Annotated in this window: 16 protein-coding genes; 3 read left to right on the top strand and 13 right to left on the bottom strand. The window is 37.8% G+C overall.

Features of this window, described 5'->3' with window-relative positions:
• Positions 1-32 precede the first annotated feature (32 nt).
• The 4 genes from gyrB to KJS37_RS08145 all read right to left on the bottom strand — a co-directional run bounded on the left by gyrB (position 33) and on the right by KJS37_RS08145 (position 4,535).
• Positions 33-1,991 carry a DNA topoisomerase (ATP-hydrolyzing) subunit B gene (gene gyrB, locus KJS37_RS08130; protein WP_017369781.1) on the bottom strand — a complete coding sequence of 653 codons (1,959 nt, stop codon included), beginning with the start codon at positions 1,989-1,991 and terminating at the stop codon, positions 33-35.
• A 161-nt stretch (positions 1,992-2,152) separates the two neighbouring features.
• Positions 2,153-2,887 (bottom strand): YwaF family protein, encoded by a 735-nt coding sequence (locus KJS37_RS08135; protein WP_213496796.1) that lies wholly within the window; start codon positions 2,885-2,887, stop codon positions 2,153-2,155.
• Between the two features lie 11 nt (positions 2,888-2,898).
• The gene (locus KJS37_RS08140; RefSeq protein ID WP_213496798.1) at positions 2,899-3,498 is read right to left on the bottom strand and encodes an HAD family hydrolase; all 600 of its coding nucleotides are present in this window, start codon (positions 3,496-3,498) and stop codon (positions 2,899-2,901) included.
• A gap of 53 nt (positions 3,499-3,551) precedes the next feature.
• Positions 3,552-4,535 carry a dimethylarginine dimethylaminohydrolase family protein gene (locus KJS37_RS08145; protein WP_213496800.1) on the bottom strand — a complete coding sequence of 328 codons (984 nt, stop codon included), beginning with the start codon at positions 4,533-4,535 and terminating at the stop codon, positions 3,552-3,554.
• 398 nt (positions 4,536-4,933) lie between these two features.
• Between KJS37_RS08145 and KJS37_RS08150 the strand changes: the two genes are divergently transcribed.
• Both KJS37_RS08150 and KJS37_RS08155 read left to right on the top strand, forming a co-directional pair.
• A complete protein-coding gene (locus tag KJS37_RS08150; protein WP_096368437.1) occupies positions 4,934-5,626 on the top strand; it encodes a YitT family protein in 693 nt (230 codons plus the stop codon).
• A gap of 127 nt (positions 5,627-5,753) precedes the next feature.
• Positions 5,754-6,392: a glycoside hydrolase family 73 protein gene (locus tag KJS37_RS08155; RefSeq protein WP_243415539.1), complete on the top strand. Its 639-nt coding sequence runs from the start codon at positions 5,754-5,756 to the stop codon at positions 6,390-6,392.
• Positions 6,393-6,479: 87 nt separating this feature from the next.
• Here the strand turns inward: KJS37_RS08155 and KJS37_RS08160 are convergent, their stop codons facing one another.
• The 4 genes from KJS37_RS08160 to KJS37_RS08175 all read right to left on the bottom strand — a co-directional run bounded on the left by KJS37_RS08160 (position 6,480) and on the right by KJS37_RS08175 (position 10,114).
• A complete protein-coding gene (locus KJS37_RS08160) occupies positions 6,480-7,373 on the bottom strand; it encodes a DNA/RNA non-specific endonuclease (RefSeq protein ID WP_213496802.1) in 894 nt (297 codons plus the stop codon).
• A gap of 110 nt (positions 7,374-7,483) precedes the next feature.
• Positions 7,484-8,290, bottom strand: coding sequence for a GH25 family lysozyme (locus tag KJS37_RS08165; protein WP_017369788.1), 807 nt, complete (start codon positions 8,288-8,290; stop codon positions 7,484-7,486).
• A 70-nt stretch (positions 8,291-8,360) separates the two neighbouring features.
• Entirely contained in the window at positions 8,361-9,485 is a 1,125-nt protein-coding gene (gene hemW, locus KJS37_RS08170; protein WP_213496805.1) for a radical SAM family heme chaperone HemW, read from the bottom strand.
• Between the two features lie 47 nt (positions 9,486-9,532).
• Entirely contained in the window at positions 9,533-10,114 is a 582-nt protein-coding gene (locus KJS37_RS08175) for a hypothetical protein (RefSeq protein ID WP_213496807.1), read from the bottom strand.
• A gap of 784 nt (positions 10,115-10,898) precedes the next feature.
• On the opposite strand from KJS37_RS08175, the gene KJS37_RS08180 reads away from it, so the two are divergent.
• Positions 10,899-12,491, top strand: a complete 1,593-nt coding sequence (locus KJS37_RS08180; protein ID WP_017369792.1) for a bifunctional aspartate transaminase/aspartate 4-decarboxylase — start codon at positions 10,899-10,901, stop codon at positions 12,489-12,491.
• A 71-nt stretch (positions 12,492-12,562) separates the two neighbouring features.
• Here KJS37_RS08180 and tpiA read toward each other — a convergent pair whose 3' ends face one another.
• The 5 genes from tpiA to mdt(A) all read right to left on the bottom strand — a co-directional run bounded on the left by tpiA (position 12,563) and on the right by mdt(A) (position 17,272).
• Entirely contained in the window at positions 12,563-13,321 is a 759-nt protein-coding gene (gene tpiA / locus KJS37_RS08185; protein ID WP_004258230.1) for a triose-phosphate isomerase, read from the bottom strand.
• 136 nt (positions 13,322-13,457) lie between these two features.
• Positions 13,458-14,369, bottom strand: a complete 912-nt coding sequence (locus KJS37_RS08190; protein ID WP_165714147.1) for a bifunctional riboflavin kinase/FAD synthetase — start codon at positions 14,367-14,369, stop codon at positions 13,458-13,460.
• A gap of 1 nt (position 14,370) precedes the next feature.
• Complete coding sequence (gene truB / locus KJS37_RS08195) at positions 14,371-15,276, bottom strand: tRNA pseudouridine(55) synthase TruB (protein ID WP_213496809.1); 906 nt, start codon at positions 15,274-15,276, stop codon at positions 14,371-14,373.
• Positions 15,277-15,465: 189 nt separating this feature from the next.
• Positions 15,466-15,918 (bottom strand): VOC family protein, encoded by a 453-nt coding sequence (locus KJS37_RS08200; RefSeq protein WP_165712088.1) that lies wholly within the window; start codon positions 15,916-15,918, stop codon positions 15,466-15,468.
• A gap of 97 nt (positions 15,919-16,015) precedes the next feature.
• On the bottom strand, positions 16,016-17,272 hold the full coding sequence (gene mdt(A) / locus KJS37_RS08205; RefSeq protein WP_017369796.1) for a multidrug efflux MFS transporter Mdt(A): 1,257 nt from the start codon (positions 17,270-17,272) through the stop codon (positions 16,016-16,018).
• Between the last annotated feature and the right edge of the window lie 64 nt (positions 17,273-17,336).

Here is a 17,336-nt window from a genome sequence, read left to right on the forward strand (position 1 = left end):
AAAACCCTTGCAAATACAAGGGTTTTTAATTATTAAACGTCAATAGTAGAGTATTGTGCATTTGCTTCGATAAATTCGCGACGTGGTTCAACTCGGTCGCCCATTAGCATATCAAAGATTTTGTCTGCTTCAGCGGCATCTTCTACAGATACACGCGCCATAAGACGAGCATCAGGATCCATAGTTGTTTCCCAAAGCTGATGGTCATCCATTTCCCCTAAACCTTTGTAACGTTGTACTGTTGGTTTTGCACGTCCTTGAGACCATTTTTCAAGTGCAAGTTTCAACTCACGTTCTTGATTTTCTCCGGGTTGGATATACTCTTTTGTTTCTGAGCCGACTTTGATTCCGTAAATTGGTGGTTGAGCGATGTAGACATATCCCGCCTCAACTACAGGACGCATATAACGGTAGAAAAGTGTCAACAAGAGTGTACGAATGTGCGCACCATCCACATCGGCATCGGTCATGATAACCAGCTTATGATAACGTGCTTTAGATAAATCATAATCAGCACCAAAACCAGTTCCCATCGCTGTAAAGAGAGAGCGGATTTCTTCGTTTGCTAAAATCTTATCCATTGTCGCTTTTTCAACATTCAAGATTTTACCACGGATAGGCAAAATCGCTTGGAATTCACGATTACGGCCAGACTTAGCAGAACCGCCAGCAGAGTCTCCTTCGACGATGAAAAGTTCCGTTTGTTTTGGATCATTGGAAGAGCAGTCAGCAAGTTTACCAGGCAAGTTAGAAATCTCTAAACCTGATTTTTTACGTGTCACTTCTCGCGCACGCTTAGCCGCGATACGTGCCTTGCTCGCAAGAATACCTTTTTCAACAATTTTCTTCGCAACTTGAGGATTCTCAAGCATAAAAGTTTGCAAGGCTTCTGAGAAGAGCTTATTGACGATACCTGTCACTTCACTATTTCCCAATTTGGTTTTAGTTTGACCTTCAAATTGTGGATTAGGGTGTTTAACAGAAATAACAGCAGTCAAGCCTTCACGGACATCATCTCCTGTAAGATTTTCTTCATTATCTTTAAGAAGCTTTTGAGCTTTTGCATAGTTGTTTATCGCACGCGTTAAAGCAGTACGGAAACCTTGTTCATGCGTACCACCTTCGTGTGTATTAATATTATTTGCAAAAGACATGATTGTCGAATGGTAAGTCCCTGTATATTGCATAGCAACTTCTACAGTAATACCATCTAATTCACCTTCTGTATAGATGGGTGTGTCAAAAATAACTTCCTTATTTTCATTAATGAAGGAAACATAAGATTGAATCCCACCTTCATAGTGGAACATAGCATGGTTGTCTTCTTGCCCTTCACGTTTGTCGGTAATAGAGATACGTAAGCCACGATTTAAGAAAGCTAATTCACGGACACGTGTCACCAACTTATCATAGTCAAAGATTTGTGTCTCAGTGAAAATCGTTGGGTCTGGTGTAAAGTGAACGACCGTACCACGTTTCTCTGTTTCACCGACAATAGCCAAATCTTCGACAACAACACCACGATGATATTCTTGATAATATTTTTGACCATCTTTATGTACGGTAACATCTAACTGTGTAGAGAGAGCATTCACGACGGATGAACCAACACCGTGTAAACCACCAGAAACTTTATAGCCACCACCGCCAAATTTACCCCCAGCATGGAGGATAGTAAAGACCGTTTCAACCGCAGGACGTCCCGTTTTCTCTTGGATATCTACTGGAATACCACGCCCATCATCCACAACTGTAATAGAATTGTCAGGTTCAATAAACACTTCGATATGACTGGCAAACCCCGCTAACGCTTCATCGATAGAGTTATCAACAATCTCCCACACTAAGTGGTGTAGTCCTTCCTTTGAAGTTGATCCGATATACATCCCAGGACGCATACGAACCGCTTCAAGTCCTTCTAAAACTTGAATTTGACTGGCATCATATTCTTCTGCCTTTTTTTCAATTTGTTCTTTATTTTCTTCGTTCAAAATAATCTCATTTCTTTGAAAATACTTACTTATAATTATAGCACATTTTAGCTTTTTTTACTATATAGTGCGAGCCATAAAAGCTTTTATTCCATCTTAATAATTTCAGAAAAAAAGCAGCTTTACGCTGCTTTTTTGTTTAATATATTTCGTCTTTTTTCTTAATTCATCCGAACTTTCGGTGATTTTTTCCATGACCAAGGAAGATAAATAACAAGCCAAAACATCAATACAATAAAAATTAAACCTAAGATATAATAAGAACCGAATACATTATAGATGGGTTCAAGTGGACTTCCCGGAACTGGTGTTCTTAGGAAGAAAAAGTTTTGATTCCAAACTTGATTGAGAAAGGCACAAATAGGCACAACAATCGTCAAAAATGCAGCAGAGCGCCAGAGTTCTCGCCATTGTGGAATCAGATCACCAGCAAACAACCGCATTAAAACATACGAGATGAGTAAGCAATGAATCAAGAAACTCTGCCATACAAAGACGTTAATAAAGTTATTAGTTACCCAGTTTGGAGTTACAAGGGCAAAAATTGCACCAGGTAAAGTCAAGCTATACAAGAGCTCACGACTCGTTTTATTTGAGCGCACTGCATCAAATAAAATAATGAATATGCCAAGTCCACACAGTTGAAAGGGCAAATCTGCGTACAAAAATTGATTAGTCATAACTAAAATAATATCTCTAATGACTTCAAGCAATAAGGTAACTGAAGCAACAAGTAGACGTAACAGTTTACGTCTCTCCTCATTTGCCCGAAGGTACGTACGAATCAAGCCAAAACTGAGCAGTGCTAGAACAGCAAGGGCAAAAAAGTGATCGGCACTAAAAAGGCCAAAGCCTGGCCCAACAGCTTTTTCATTCGATATAAGAAAAGTATTCATTGTGGTTCAGTTTACTCCATAATGTCTGATAATTTTTTGATGCTTCGCGTTGCTTTGGAATACTCCTGCTGAGTATCAAAGAAAATAGTCGCAATACCCGCTGCACGACCGGCTTCAATGTCCAAAGGACGATCACCAATCATCACCGTCTTCTTGGGGTCTAAGTTATATTTTTGCACTAAATAATTAATTGAATCCGGTGCTGGTTTACGCGGAAAACCATTATCTGCCGTGACAACTTCAGTAAAATATTGAGAAATATGGGCTGCTTCAAGAATATCCAGTACCTGTTTGTCTCTGTGAGAAATCATGAAGTTCTTGCAGTTCTGATTCACGATAGTACCCAAGAGCTCTGAAGCCCCCTCAAACAAAATTGGTTTGACCAAAGCTTCTGCTTCCAGTTTTCGGTATGTTTCAAGAAACTCTGGTATGTGGCTCGCGTATTGCTCCACAGCATGAGCAGTGGAAACTTTGAGCGCTGCATATACATCGTCATGCAAAACGACTCGTTCTTCCTTTTGCCAAAGTGCTGCAGCAAAAGCATGACTAGAATTTTCGTAATTATTAAGTAAAGTGCCACCTAAATCCCAGATATAGTTTTCGTAGTTCATTTGATAATTATATCACAGCTAAGGGCTGGCTTTCTGTTTTAAACTTATGCTTCTTATTTTCGAAGTAAGGGCTGTGTGCTACATCTAAATGATCCACCTAAACTTCGGGATATTTTGAAATCAAGGTATTCCGGACGGACTCCCCGTGCTTCAAGGGCTTCACCGATGTATTTAAACTCTGAATCTAAAATATATACTTCTTCATTTATTGGGAGGCCATTAATCGCAAGCTTTGCAATATCTTCGAAAGGAACATTTATTTTATCCCAATTTTTAAGCAGCTCAGGTACACCTGTTAAAAAGGCTTCCTCACAGACAATCATTAGACCATCTCTGACCAGACTTAGAGCACAATCAAGATGTAAAACATCAGGATGGAGTTTAACCTCAATCACCTGATAGCCCCAATGTGCTAAATAAGCTTTAAGCCATAAATAGCCGTTATGATTGCTCGCTTTACCTGAATTTCCTACAAATACTGTTTTTTCTAAAACGAGGATATCGCCACCTTCTAAGAAAGGTCCACTCTCATCCGTTTCTCCTTGTGAAGTATCTGCCATTGGAAGAGAAACGTAAAAAGCATCGCTAGAATAGGCTTGTTCAGTGAGTAAGTTTCTTACGGGTAAAACCTCGTTGCGGCGGTGGAAAAAGCGCATAGACCCTTCAATCAAGGAGTCACCAATCGTAAAGAACGGGTCACGTACAAAAAAGTTTGCAGCACCATAGACTTTTCCTTGTTCTTTCTCATAATCCGTGAGAAGACGTGGACGCAAAACTTCAATATCATATTTTTCTAGCAAAGCTTGCAGATTTGCACGCTCTTCTTCCCACTGCTTTTGTCTTTCGGGAAACACTTCTGCATAATTTTTTCCGCTGGTGTCTTTATTATTAAACATATCAAGGACATCGGCTTCAAGGAAAGAACCGTCATCATTGGTATGCTCTTCGTGAGGTAAGATAAATTCCGATTGTGTTAAAACTACACGTCTCAGTGGCGCAAACTCACTTGTAACACCTATTTTTTTTATATTGTTCATGTGTATTTCCCTCCTTTAAACTAAACTGTTAACTAATTCTTATATTATAACATTTTGTGATTTTAAAAAGTCCTCACATTGGTGAGGACTAAAGATGTTACAAAAAGAGTATTATTTGGAATAGTTATATTATACATTCGTCTTCTTAACCAAGACTAAAAAAGACTGCTTTTTTAATGAATCAATATCTTTTTCTATATTTGTCTGAATCTTTATGATTTTACTATAATATAATAGTAATTTCTGCCCAATACAAGGTTTAATTAAGTTTTAAATGTAATAATAATAGTTACAACACTGATAAATGTAGGCTCCTTTAAAGCAATTACAAAGATACGAAATTATTTATTCGAAGCTTTAAGGATATCCTAGAAATAATGAACTGTTAAGGAGAACTTATGACACTTTTAGGCGTAAAAATAGATAAATATTTTATGCGGGATTTACTGATACTACTTATCGGCGTAGGGCTATATGTCCTATCTGTACAGCTTTTCGTCATCCCCAACCGACTAGCCAGCAATGGCGTTGCTGGCTTTTCTGTATTGATGGACTTTGTCTTTGGTGTTAATCCTGCTCTAACTTTCTTCCTCGTTAATGTGCCACTCTTTACTTTTGGCCGTAAATACTTATCTTCACGTGAGCTTCTTCTCAGTATTCCGGGTGCAGCCGCTATGAGTGTCTGGATGATAATTTACGAAGCAATCGGGATTACAGGAATCCAGTTTTCTAATATCGTCTTTGCTGGTATTTTTGACGGAATTCTCTCAGGAACAGCTGCTGGATTAGTCATTATCTCTGAAGGTACTTTTGGAGGCACCTTGCTTTTGGGCCGAATATTAGAAGAAAAATGGAGCTTCAAAGTGGATAAAGTTTTATTTGGTGGCGATGTCATTGTCTTAAGTCTTTCTCTTCTCACATACCTTACCTTGCCCAACTTTGCCGTCACATTGTTGTCTTGCTATCTCTTCAGTAAAGTCACTTTAATTGTTGGTCGTGCGGATTATCGTCAAGAGCTCTTACAACGACTTTCAGTCATTCGCCTACCACAATTTGGTACTCAAGCCATTAAAGAGCGAAATAGAAAATAAGAAATAAAAAGTTTCCAAAAAGGAAGCTTTTTTATTTCTGTTCAAAAACGAATCAGCTGTCATTTTTTCTAGCGTAATAAGTTTTGAACCTATCCACAAATTGAGACTTTTTTGTTATACTAATGTCATGACATATGATAAAAAGCGTCGCAAGTCTACTTCTAAAATCCGAAGTTTCTTTCGCATTGTTTTGCAGCTTTTGATTTTTCTCTTTGTTGCAGCAAACCTCTTGAACTTTAGAATTATACAAACCAGTGATAATCGTAATGACACTGAGCTCGCTAACCAAGTTGAAACAATTACAGAATACAACTTCATTCGCACTATAGCTCCCTACGCACAAGAATCGCAAGAAAAGTACCATGTTCTCGCCTCTCTGACTTTGGCTCAGGCTGCTTTAGAAAGTAATTTTGGTCAAAGTGGACTTGCAGCAAAATACTACAATCTTTTTGGGATCAAAGCTTATGGTGATGTACCAACTGTTACTTTAGATACGAAAGAATTTGAAAATGATAAGTGGATTACCGTAAAAGCAAAGTTTCGGGTATATGATGGCTGGAAAGAATCTGTTGAAGGACACGCCTATCTCTTTACTAAAGGAACAACATGGAACCCTAAGCAATACGCAAGTGTTTTAGCTGCGAAAAACTATAAAGAAGCTGCTAAAGCCGTGCAAACCTCTGGTTATGCAACAGACCCTGCTTATACCGAGAAGCTCATTCAAATGATTGAAAGCTACGGTCTAGATCAATACGATAAGATTTAGTCCTTCTTTTCAAAAGATATAAAAAAACGTAAAAACAGAGTATGGGTTTCTACGTTTTTTATTTTATTTAATAGTGAGTATACAATTCTACTGCAATATTGTTCCCTTACCTGAGGCGTAATCAATTTGAATCCCAGGCTGGACATTAGGGATGAAAACATTAAACTCTAAGCTTCCATCTTTCGACTTAGCTTCCATATGCGTACCGGAAGGAACAAGATCGTTCCCGTCATACATAGGTTCTACGCGATAGCGGACTGTTTTATTCTTATCGAGAGCTTTGCGGACTAATCCTTCATAGTAGTTCTGTCCTGTATTTTCGTCATTGCCATTACTTGCTTGGTTGGCCCAAGCGGTTTGTGTACTGATATTTTGTGGGTTTGCTTCTGAGGCATCAAAGCCTTTGATATTTCCTGCTAGCGCGTAGCCAATCGAATGTCCTCGGTTATAGAGTGTGCTGTATGAACCGGAAGGAATCATGAGTTGTTTCCAGCCTACAGGATTTATTTTCGCACTGTTAGACTTCCCATCTGCTCCCGTTGTTTCTGAACGGTTTTTGTACTGACGACTCGTCTTATTGAGAAGCGCATTGGCAAGTTTAGGACGGCCTAAAGCATCTTGCTTAGCCAGTTGGACATAAGGTGCACTATTAACTTTTGCATCCAAATCTGTTTTATTGTCATTGACAATAAAAGCACCTGTCCCATTGTAAGTTACTGAATCTTTGAGATTCTTTTTAATTGAAGGTGTTAAAACCGATTGTGCTAAAGACTGTGTCGGCACTTTGTCTTTGATACTGCCATAATCGACCTTGCTAAAATTTTTAAGTTGCTGGCTTTGTGCTGGCTGATTCAGCGAGGGTGTTCCTGTAACTGTCGACAGTATTTCTGGATTTGACTTTAGAAATCCTAAACCAAGAACAATAACTGTCCCTAGAATACCCGCCCCTGCCTTCAATCCTGTTTGTTTTTTCTTTGCCATCTTCGCTCCTGATTTTATCTTATTACTTGTTCAATTGTTTCGTTTCTTATTATCTCAAAAATAACATAAAGAAAATAGACTTTCGTCTACTGCTACTTCCCTTTATCTTATTAGGGATTTCTAAAAAGTTTATCGTACTGTTCTTGCGTACGAATCATGTTTAAATCTAAATGCCCACCATAGCTCGACAATTGTCCACGGTCCGTGAATTGGTGCATATCATAGTTCAAATCCGTTTTAGGAGATGTATCCCACATTCCCGTATTTCGACCATAATCAGCCATCCAAATTGAGCTAAAATGACTAGAATCAATCTTATGGTCAGTCAAGAACCAATCTTGAGCATAGATACCTATATTCTTTGCACCTAGGCTCTTAAGCTCCTCACGGAAAGCATCCACACCTTCGCTCATGTTATCCATGCTGACCTCTTCAATATCCAGCCAATAATACGTTGGTTTAAAAGGATGAGCGCGCTCATAAAAAAGACGTGCCTGTTCTTTCATCTCTTCAACATTTTTACCATTGACATAGGCATATACAGCAACAGGAACACCACGCTTTTGCAATTCGCTCATGTGCGTTTTAAATTGACGATCTTCACCACTTTTATAAGCTGCTGCATTGTCCTTACTTGACTTTCCTGTCTGTACACGTACGACAGCACCAATGACTTCTTGACTCATTAAATTATAATCAATATCTTCTGGTCGTTGCCATGCGGAGATATCCACTACAAATCGGTTTAAATCAACATCTTCGTTGCTTAATGATTTATTTACAACCACCGTTTCCTCTTTTTCATGCGTCGATGCCATCTCGGGAACCTGATACCTTAAGTTACCAAAAACAAAGACCAGAGCAGTAAAAATTCCAGCAACAATCACGGTTGCCAGAGGGGTAAGCTTTTTTCTCATATTACTATTTTCACTCTTCATTCACACTATTGTAACACAGATTAGGACAATTTTTTTCAGATATACATACTTAATCTAACAAAAATTGTTCAAAAACTTCATTTCCTAATTCAAATCCTTTTTCTGTCATCCGTATACGTCCATCAGCTTCAAACAACATCTTTTGAATCTTTAATTTCGCAATAACTGCACCATAAACTTCTTCAAGTGTTTGGCCAAATTTCTTTTGGAAACGTTCTATAGATACACCATTTTTTTTACGTAATCCTAGAAACATTTCCTCTTCAATCATTTGTTTCCTTGTCAATACTTCTTCATTTACGCGTTTATTTTCCTCGCGTAAATAATGATGAACAGGTCCATGATTTTTATAACGAATGCCATCAAGATAACCTGAAGCTCCAGCTCCAACGCCATAGTATTCCGCATTATCCCAATAGGTCATATTGTGCTTACTTTCATAGCCGACTTTTCCAAAGTTTGAAACTTCATAATGTGAATAACCTTTAGAAGTCAGCGTTTCAATAATATACTCATACATATCCGCATTGCGATCATCAGATGGTAAACGGAGGCGTCCACGACGTTGACGATTCATGAATACTGTATGATCTTCTAGAATCAGGCTATATAAGGCAACATGGGGAAGGTCCAATTCTAAGAATTTATGAACATCCCTCTCAACCATTTCCATTGTTTGGTTCGGTAAGCCATATATTAAATCTATCGTGATGTTTTCAAATCCGGCAGCACGTAGTCTTTCTATTGAAGAATAGACTTCTGCTTCAGTATGTGTTCTCCCAATTTTTTTCAAGAGTTTATTATCAAAGGATTGTACGCCAAGTGAGATACGATTCACAGGCGAATCCGCTAAAACAGCAAGAACTTCATCTGTTAAATCAGAAGGGTTTGCTTCCACCGTGAACTCTTCAAGTTCTTCTAAATCAAGATTTTTCGTCAAATGCGTGAGTAATTTTTCAAGTTGATCTGCAGGCAAAACACTAGGTGTTCCGCCCCCAATATAGAGCGTTTTTAAACTACTAATACCATAGCTATCATACTCTTTAAGCAACTCATCGATGTAAGCTTCGACCGGTTGTCCCGTCATCAAAACTTTAGCAAAATCACAATAGTAACAAATATGTGAGCAAAAAGGGATATGTATATAAGCTGCTTTTGTTTCGTTCTTTTTCACTTTATTACCTCTTCATTATTTGTTTTATAATTTTTACAGATTTCACTTTATTCTATTTTTATTGACTTATCTTTCACTTTTAAAATCACTGTCATTAAGATGTTAAGCAGAAAAAGATAAACAGGGAAAGCAAGGTGTGCAAAATCCCAAGTACTTGTAGCGGGAAGGGCAATTCCCGTGGTCACTATTCCCGCAGCAAAGGGCTTAATGCTTTCAGTTTCAGGATATCTCCAAGCTTTAATCAAGGTAGGCAAAGCTGCTAAAGCATCACTCATGATGGCCAATAAAATCGCCACATTAGAATTCTGTGTCAAATACCAGATAACTAAGGTGATCAGTGAAACTATTCCACAGGACAAGTCAAAAAAGGTTATTTTCCAAAAAGACTGCTTATTTATAAAGGAAGCGCCAAAAACAAGTAAGGGCGTAAAGCCAGCCATGAAAACAGGAATTTGACCAAGGCTAAACCCCGACGAAGAAAAGGTGGCAAAAAAAGCAATCATTGGCGCTAAAGCCCAGAGAAACCAAGTTACTTTATTGGGAATCACCCAGCCTTTGAGTATTGCTTTAACGTAGCCTAAAGCAAAATACAAGGTAACAGCAGCACTTAGAAGAAGTAAATATGCCATCTCGCCGCTCTCCTTTACTGGTAAAAACTCATATCTTACTATTGTAACAAAAAAATGTTCGATTAATCGATCGAACGCTCTCATTTTAAAAATATATTTAACTTAGACACTATTAAAACAGACTAGATATTTTATCAATAGCTCGTCCAAATGATCTTAGGCAGTAGCCAAAGAAATCTTTAGCTACCTCTAAATTTAAATCGTTCGATGTCAAATTATAAGTAGTCATATAGTTTAAGAATAGTGCTGCAAGAGTTAATAGAAATAACACGACGATAATCCCAATTATCATCTGAATTATCCGCTGATTCCTGAATTTTATATAAGCACTTCTCCATTTCGGATCGTGTCTTCTATTTTTATAAAATTCATAAGTATGCAATGCCATCTTTTACTCCATAATGTTTGATAACTAAAGTATATCATATTCAATCCCTAAAACGTTATACCTATCAGACTTTTTAACCTAATGTACATGAGAGGCTGTAATAATACCATGAAAAGTTTCTATAATCAAGATTTTTATTCAATGAAGAGGATAAGATAAATAAATTTTCTTATCCTAAACTAGGCTTTCAAAAAAGTGAGACAGCTTATATCATAATGCTTTTGACCTTTTTCTGTCTGTAAATTTACTAAACAGTGAACAATTACCACTTCTATAGAAAATCTTCGGTAATGTAAGAATAGCCTTATTTTCACCAGTTTGATACTTATAACTACTTTTGCTCTCTTTGTGTTATAATTAATAACAAAAGTTCAATAAATTTAAATGGGAGAACACATGGAAAAAGAAGTTACCATTAATGATTACACCGGTTTAGGAGCTTTTGAAGTTAGCTTTGAAATGCTTAAACTGGCAGAAAAAAATAAAAAAGCCAATATCTTTTTGAATGCCGGTCGCGGTAATCCAAACTGGATTAATACTAAAGCACGTTTAGCCTTTAATCGCTTAATTGAATTTGGTATTAAAGACTCCCTTCGTACGATTGAAAAAGCTGATATGGCTGGATATACGACATTGAAAGGTATTGGGCAACGTTTTGAAGCATTCTTAGAACCTGACGATGATGAGATTGACAAATTTTTGATTGATGTCATGGATTATATCGAAATTGATCTTAAACTCAATATTGACGATGTGATTAAGGAATTTATCGATGGCGCTATCGGAAATAACTATCCTGTTCCTAGCCGCTGTCTGAGAAATACCGAAATTGTCTTGAACCGTTTTATGGAAAAAATTCTGTATAATGGCGTTCATCTCGAAGATAAGACACAAATCTTCCCAACGGAAGGTGGTACAGCTGCGATTGTCTATATCTTCAACTCACTCAAGCGTAATAAATTAGTTGTTCCAGGTGATAAAATCGCTATTAACACACCTATCTTTACACCTTACTTGCAACTTCCTGGTCTAAGTGAGTTCAATCTCGTCGAAACCTTGATTACTTCAGATGAAAGTGATAATTGGAGCATTCCCGAAACAGAAATCGAAAAATTATCAGATCCTGAAATTAAGGCATTCTTCTTAGTTAATCCATCAAATCCGGGTTCTAAAGCATTCAGTCAAGAAACACTTGACGCTTTAAAACGAGCTGTTGAAAAAAATCCGGATCTTATCATTATTACAGACGATGTCTATGGAACCTTTGTTCAAGATTTCCAATCTGTTTATAGTGTTGTCCCTTATAATACCATTCTCGTTTATTCTTTCTCAAAACTTTTTGGTGCAACAGGTTGGCGTTTAGGGCTTATTGCTATGCAGGAAGATAATGTCTTTGATCGTCTTATCTCTGAACTTGATCCTGAGGATATTGAGAAACTAGACAAGCGCTATGATATTGTAACACATGACACTAAAGAGTTGCCATTTATCGAACGTATTGTTGCTGATTCACGTTCTGTTGGTCTTTATCACACAGCTGGCCTCTCTACACCGCAACAAATCATGGAAGTTCTTTTTGCCTTTACGCATTTGATTCATCGTAAAGAGGCAGATCCTTACTTTGAAGCTTGTGATGCTCTTATCGATGAGCGCTATCAAGATTTGCTTAAAGCTATGAAATTAGAGCCAGACAACTCGAAAGAGAATGCTAAATATTATACGCTCGTAGATATTTATCAACTTGCCGAAATCCGTTTTGGTAAAAAATTCCGTATCTATTTGGAAGAAAATTTTGATTACTTAGAGTTCTTGCTCAATCTCGCTGACAAAAATGGTGTTGTCTTAATGGATGGGACAGGTTTTGGTGCTTCTAGTGGTACACTCCGCATTTCCCAAGCCAACTTGCCTACAGAGGATTATTACTTGATTGGTAAGCAAATTATTAATCTCCTTAAGGAATATTACTCAGATTATTTGAAGAAGAGATAGATGTAAAAGAAAAACTTCATAAAGATAAAAAGATAAAAAAAAGAAACCTATCGAGGTTTCTTTTTTTTATCTTATTTGTAAATTTCAAGCAAGCCAAGGAATGAATCAGCTTCGAGTGAAGCTCCACCAACCAAAGCGCCATCAATGTTTTCTTTAGACATAAGTTCAGCAACTGTTTCAGGTTTTACAGAACCACCGTATTGGATACGTACAGCGTCTGAAACTTCTTTTCCGTAAAGTTTTTCAACTGTTGAACGAACAACTCCACAAGTTTCGTCAGCGATTTCCGCAGTGGCAGTTTTACCTGTACCGATAGCCCAGATTGGTTCGTAAGCGATAACCATGTTTGCAACATCTTTACCGTCGATACCAGCAAGACCAGCTTCGATTTGAGCTGAAACCCATTCAGCTGTTTTTCCAGCTTCAAAAGTTTCAAGTGTTTCACCACAGCAAAGGATTGGTGTTACACCAGCTGCGATAAGTGCTTTAGCTTTTTTGTTGATGTCTTCGTCTGTTTCGTGGAAGTACTCACGGCGTTCGCTGTGACCGATTACTGAATATTCGATTCCTTCTGCTGCAAGCATAGCTGGAGCGATTTCACCAGTGAATGCACCTGAATTTTCAAAGTAAACATTTTCTGCTGCAACTTTAAGTGGGTTATTTCCACGTTCTTGTACCATTGATACAAGGTAAAGTGCAGGAGCTGCGATAGCAACTTCTACTTTGTCTTCTGATGGCAATTTACCGTCAATGTTAGCGATAAATTCTTTAACCTCTTTGAGGTTTTTATTCAATTTCCAGTTACCAGCGATAATAGGTTTACGTGACATTATTAATGTTCTCCTTAAAAATTGTTCTTATTAAGTATATCACAATCTAGCCCTTTCTGCTTGAATTAACGTTTTAAACTTTCTCACACCCAACTCATAAACCGAATAAAGAGCAACAGAAAAAACCTAATCAAAATTAGGCTTCTTTTACTTTATATTGACGTGCTTTTTCTTCGTCGTCTTTCATCTGAACAATCAAGGCTTCGATGCTATCAAATTTAATCATCTCACGAATCTTGTCTAACCAGAGTACTGTTAAATTTTCCCCGTATAAGTCCAAATCTTTATCAAAAATATGAATTTCAACTGTTTTTTCTTTACCGTTAAAGGTTTCATTATAGCCAATCGAAGCAAAGCCACGTTGTCGTTTACCATCCCAAAGAACATCAACTGTGTACACACCAGGTGATGGGATGTGAATAAAGTCTTTAATCGCCAAATTAGCAGTGGGATAACCTATTGTTCGGCCACGAGCAAAGCCATGTACAACTATTCCCGTTGTCTCATAAGGATAACCTAAAAGTTCATTTGCTGCTTCGATATCGCCAGTCTTCACAAGTTCACGTATCCGTGTAGAAGAAATCTTTCCTTCATCATCTGCAACCTCAGGGACAACAACCACTTTATATTGCTCACTACTTTTAAGTTGAGTCATGTCTGACCCGGTTTTATGATCAAATCCAGTAATAACAACTTTCGGCAAGAACTTTTCCACTATATTTTTAGAGAACTCTTCTGCTGTTTGCTTAGCAAAACTTGAAGTAAAATCTTTAAAAACTAGATAGTCCACACCATTTTCTGCAAAAAGTGCTTCTCGTTTTTTATCACTTGTTAACTTAAGCAACATATCTGGTTCGAATTTTTGAAAAGTAAGTGTCGGTTTTTCTGGAAAAGTTAAGACGGCAATCTTCAAATTTAGAACAGCTGCGATTTTTTTTGCCTCAGCAAACAGTGCTTGATGGCCGCGATGCAAACCATCAAAATAGCCCAAGACAAGAACAGTGGGTTCATTCCAATTTTCAATTTCGTCAAAATACAAAGTTTTCATTTTAATTTATTACCTTATTTGGTTTTAATATTCCTGGTTTTTCGGGATGTTTCATATAGACAGCGATCAATTTATTTTGATAAAAGAAAGCACAGCGTTTGGCTTCACAAAGCTCACCAAATTCGGCCTCCTCAAACTTTTTACCTACACGCACGGCTGCTGCCTGTTCGTCTGTTACATCAATACGAGGTAAATCAGACACTGCAACTTCCTTGGGCTGCAATATCTCAGTAAGTTTATCATCAAGGACAAAAGCCTCAATTTCTTCCAAAGTCAGTGCTTTATCAATCTGTAATCCGTTAGCCGCAGTCCGTTGTAACTTAGACATATGTCCAGCATAACCCAAAGCAGCAGAGAGGTCTACTGCCAAAGTACGAATGTAAGTGCCCTTACTACAAGCTACACGAAACGTAAATCGTGCGCATTCATTTTCAAAAGTCACCGGACTTGTCCGCACGAATGATTTAATTGTAACATTGCGGGCGGGGCGCTCAACTATTTCCCCCGCACGTGCATATTCGTAAAGGCGCTTCCCCTTTACCTTAACCGCTGAATACATCGGCGGTATTTGTTGAATCTCACCAACAAAAAGGCGTATTGCTTCATCAATTTCTTTTTCCGAAAGGGTTAACGGAACAGATGTAGTTTCAATGACTTTACCTTCAGCATCTTCTGTTTCTGTAGAGAAGCCGATCGTCACTTCACCTTCGTATACTTTTCCAGCCTCCTCCATGTATTCGAGAAGACGCGTGGCTTTACCTACGGCGACAGGCAGCACACCTGTCACTTGTGGATCAAGCGTTCCTCCGTGGCCGATTTTTTTCGTTTTTAAAATTCCTCGAAGTTTGGCAACAACATCAAAAGATGTCCAACCCGCTTCTTTATATACATTTAAAATTCCATTCATAGATACATAATTATAGCACTTTTTCAGACTTATTTCAGATAAAGGAGTATCTCTCTTAATTTTTCAGCGAGAATTTCATAACTCGCTGGCTGCTTACTTATTTTCTTTCTCTGTACTGATACAAATCAATGAAAATAAAAACGTAGCTTTTAGCTACGTTTTTAGGAAAATATATTTTTTATAATGTTTTTAGATTTCCCCAAGTTTAGAGTAAGGTTGTGCATGTAACATCCATCGCACACCATATTTATCGGTAAAATCTCCCATAGCGCCACCCCAGAATTGTTCTTCAAAAGGCATATTTATTGTCACTTGTCCTGACTCAGATAAGTGTTTCCAAAATTCTTGCGCTTCTGCCATTGCATCTTTATCTTCAGAGTTAAGATCTAATAAAATCGATATTCCCGTATAACTTAAAACTTCATGTTGAAAATTATCTGCTGCCATAACAGTCGTTCCTAGAATATCAAACTGACTGTGCATTGTCATTTCTGCTGCTTGTTCCTCAGACAAGCCAAATTCTTTTGCTTGTTCACCTGCGACAGGAACACGTCGGATATTTTTTGCACCAAGTACTTCTTCATAATAATCGAGTGCTTCTTTTGTATTATTAAGTGCAATATAAGGATGTATGTTAGCCATAAGCGCCTCTTTCTTTTTTACTTCTTTTTTACTTCCTGATGTGATAGCTTCATTTTATCATAAGGGATCCATTTCAACTATTGGTTTGATATTTATTTCACTGTCCTTCATTTTCTAGTTTTCTTTGTAAGAACTTATCATAATTCCGGACTGAGGGTGTAACATACAAGAGGAAAGCAGACAATATGCCTCCAAATCCTGCAATCACGAGCATATTTTGAACACCTATAGACTCTGCTACAGGGGCAGCGAAGATTAACCCAACTGGCCCAGCAATACTCATCAGTGCCGAAACTATTCCCATAACACGTCCTAAATACTGGGCTTCAAATGATTGCTGTGTAATTGCCATATTCATTGTGGTATAAATCTGTCCCACGATTCCAGCAAAAACATTCAAAACAAGGAAAATCCAAAACCCATTCATATTTCCAGGAAGAAAGCCTGAACCACCGATACTTAAGCCGACAATAAGATAGGCAGCAATAATCCAAGGCATACGGTTCTTAGTCTTTCCAAAAATACCGACAGCAAAAGATCCAATCAGCATCGCTGCGGCAAATAAAACTTCAACCCAGCCCGCATGAACAATTGTACCTCCAAAATATTTCGTGGTCACAAGAGGATAGAGACTCATTGCGGGCATAAAAAGTAACATGAAAAGGGCGCCAATGAGAGTCATTTTCCACATCGGTTTATTCTCACGGAGAATATTAAACCCTTCAAGTGCATCCTTAATAACAGAAATCTTTTCACCTTGTGAAGCGACTTCCGGAATTTTAACCAAAAGCAGCATTCCAGCACCAAGGATGAAGCCAATCACATCAAGTAAAATAACCCAATGAATCGGCAGAGTTGCTACCATGAATGCTCCAATCCCAGGTGAAACAATGAATATCAGAGATTGAATGATACCGAACTGTCCATTGACTCGAGTGATTTCTTCTTCTGGTACCATTGTGGGCATAATAGATTGGACTGTAGGCATCTGAGCAGTCTGTGCTACCGCACGAATACCAATAGTCACAAAAACCATCCAGAGTGGATAAACATCGTTATTAATTCCGTAAATAAATAGTCCTAAAGCGATTACTGCAACCACAGCATCGTAAAAAATCAGTAAGAATTTCTTGTTGATACGGTCAATAAACGGCCCAACAAAAGGGCTCAGAATCGCCATAGGTAACATACCTACTAGTGTGGCAATAGCAAGAACGGATTCTTCGCCTGTTTCAAGGGTTAAATACCAAATTATCGCATATTGGACAATCATTGACGTTACACCCGTTAGAAGCTGACCAATCAAAAACAAATAAAAATTTTTCCGCCAGTTGGTTGGTACTTTTGTGTTCATAGGATTCCTTTTTCTATATCTTCTTTGAAGAGCCTAAAATTTTATCCGTAAGCCAACAGATATT

The sequence above is a fragment of the Lactococcus formosensis genome (assembly GCF_018403745.1).
Classification (GTDB): Bacteria; Bacillota; Bacilli; order Lactobacillales; family Streptococcaceae; genus Lactococcus; species Lactococcus formosensis.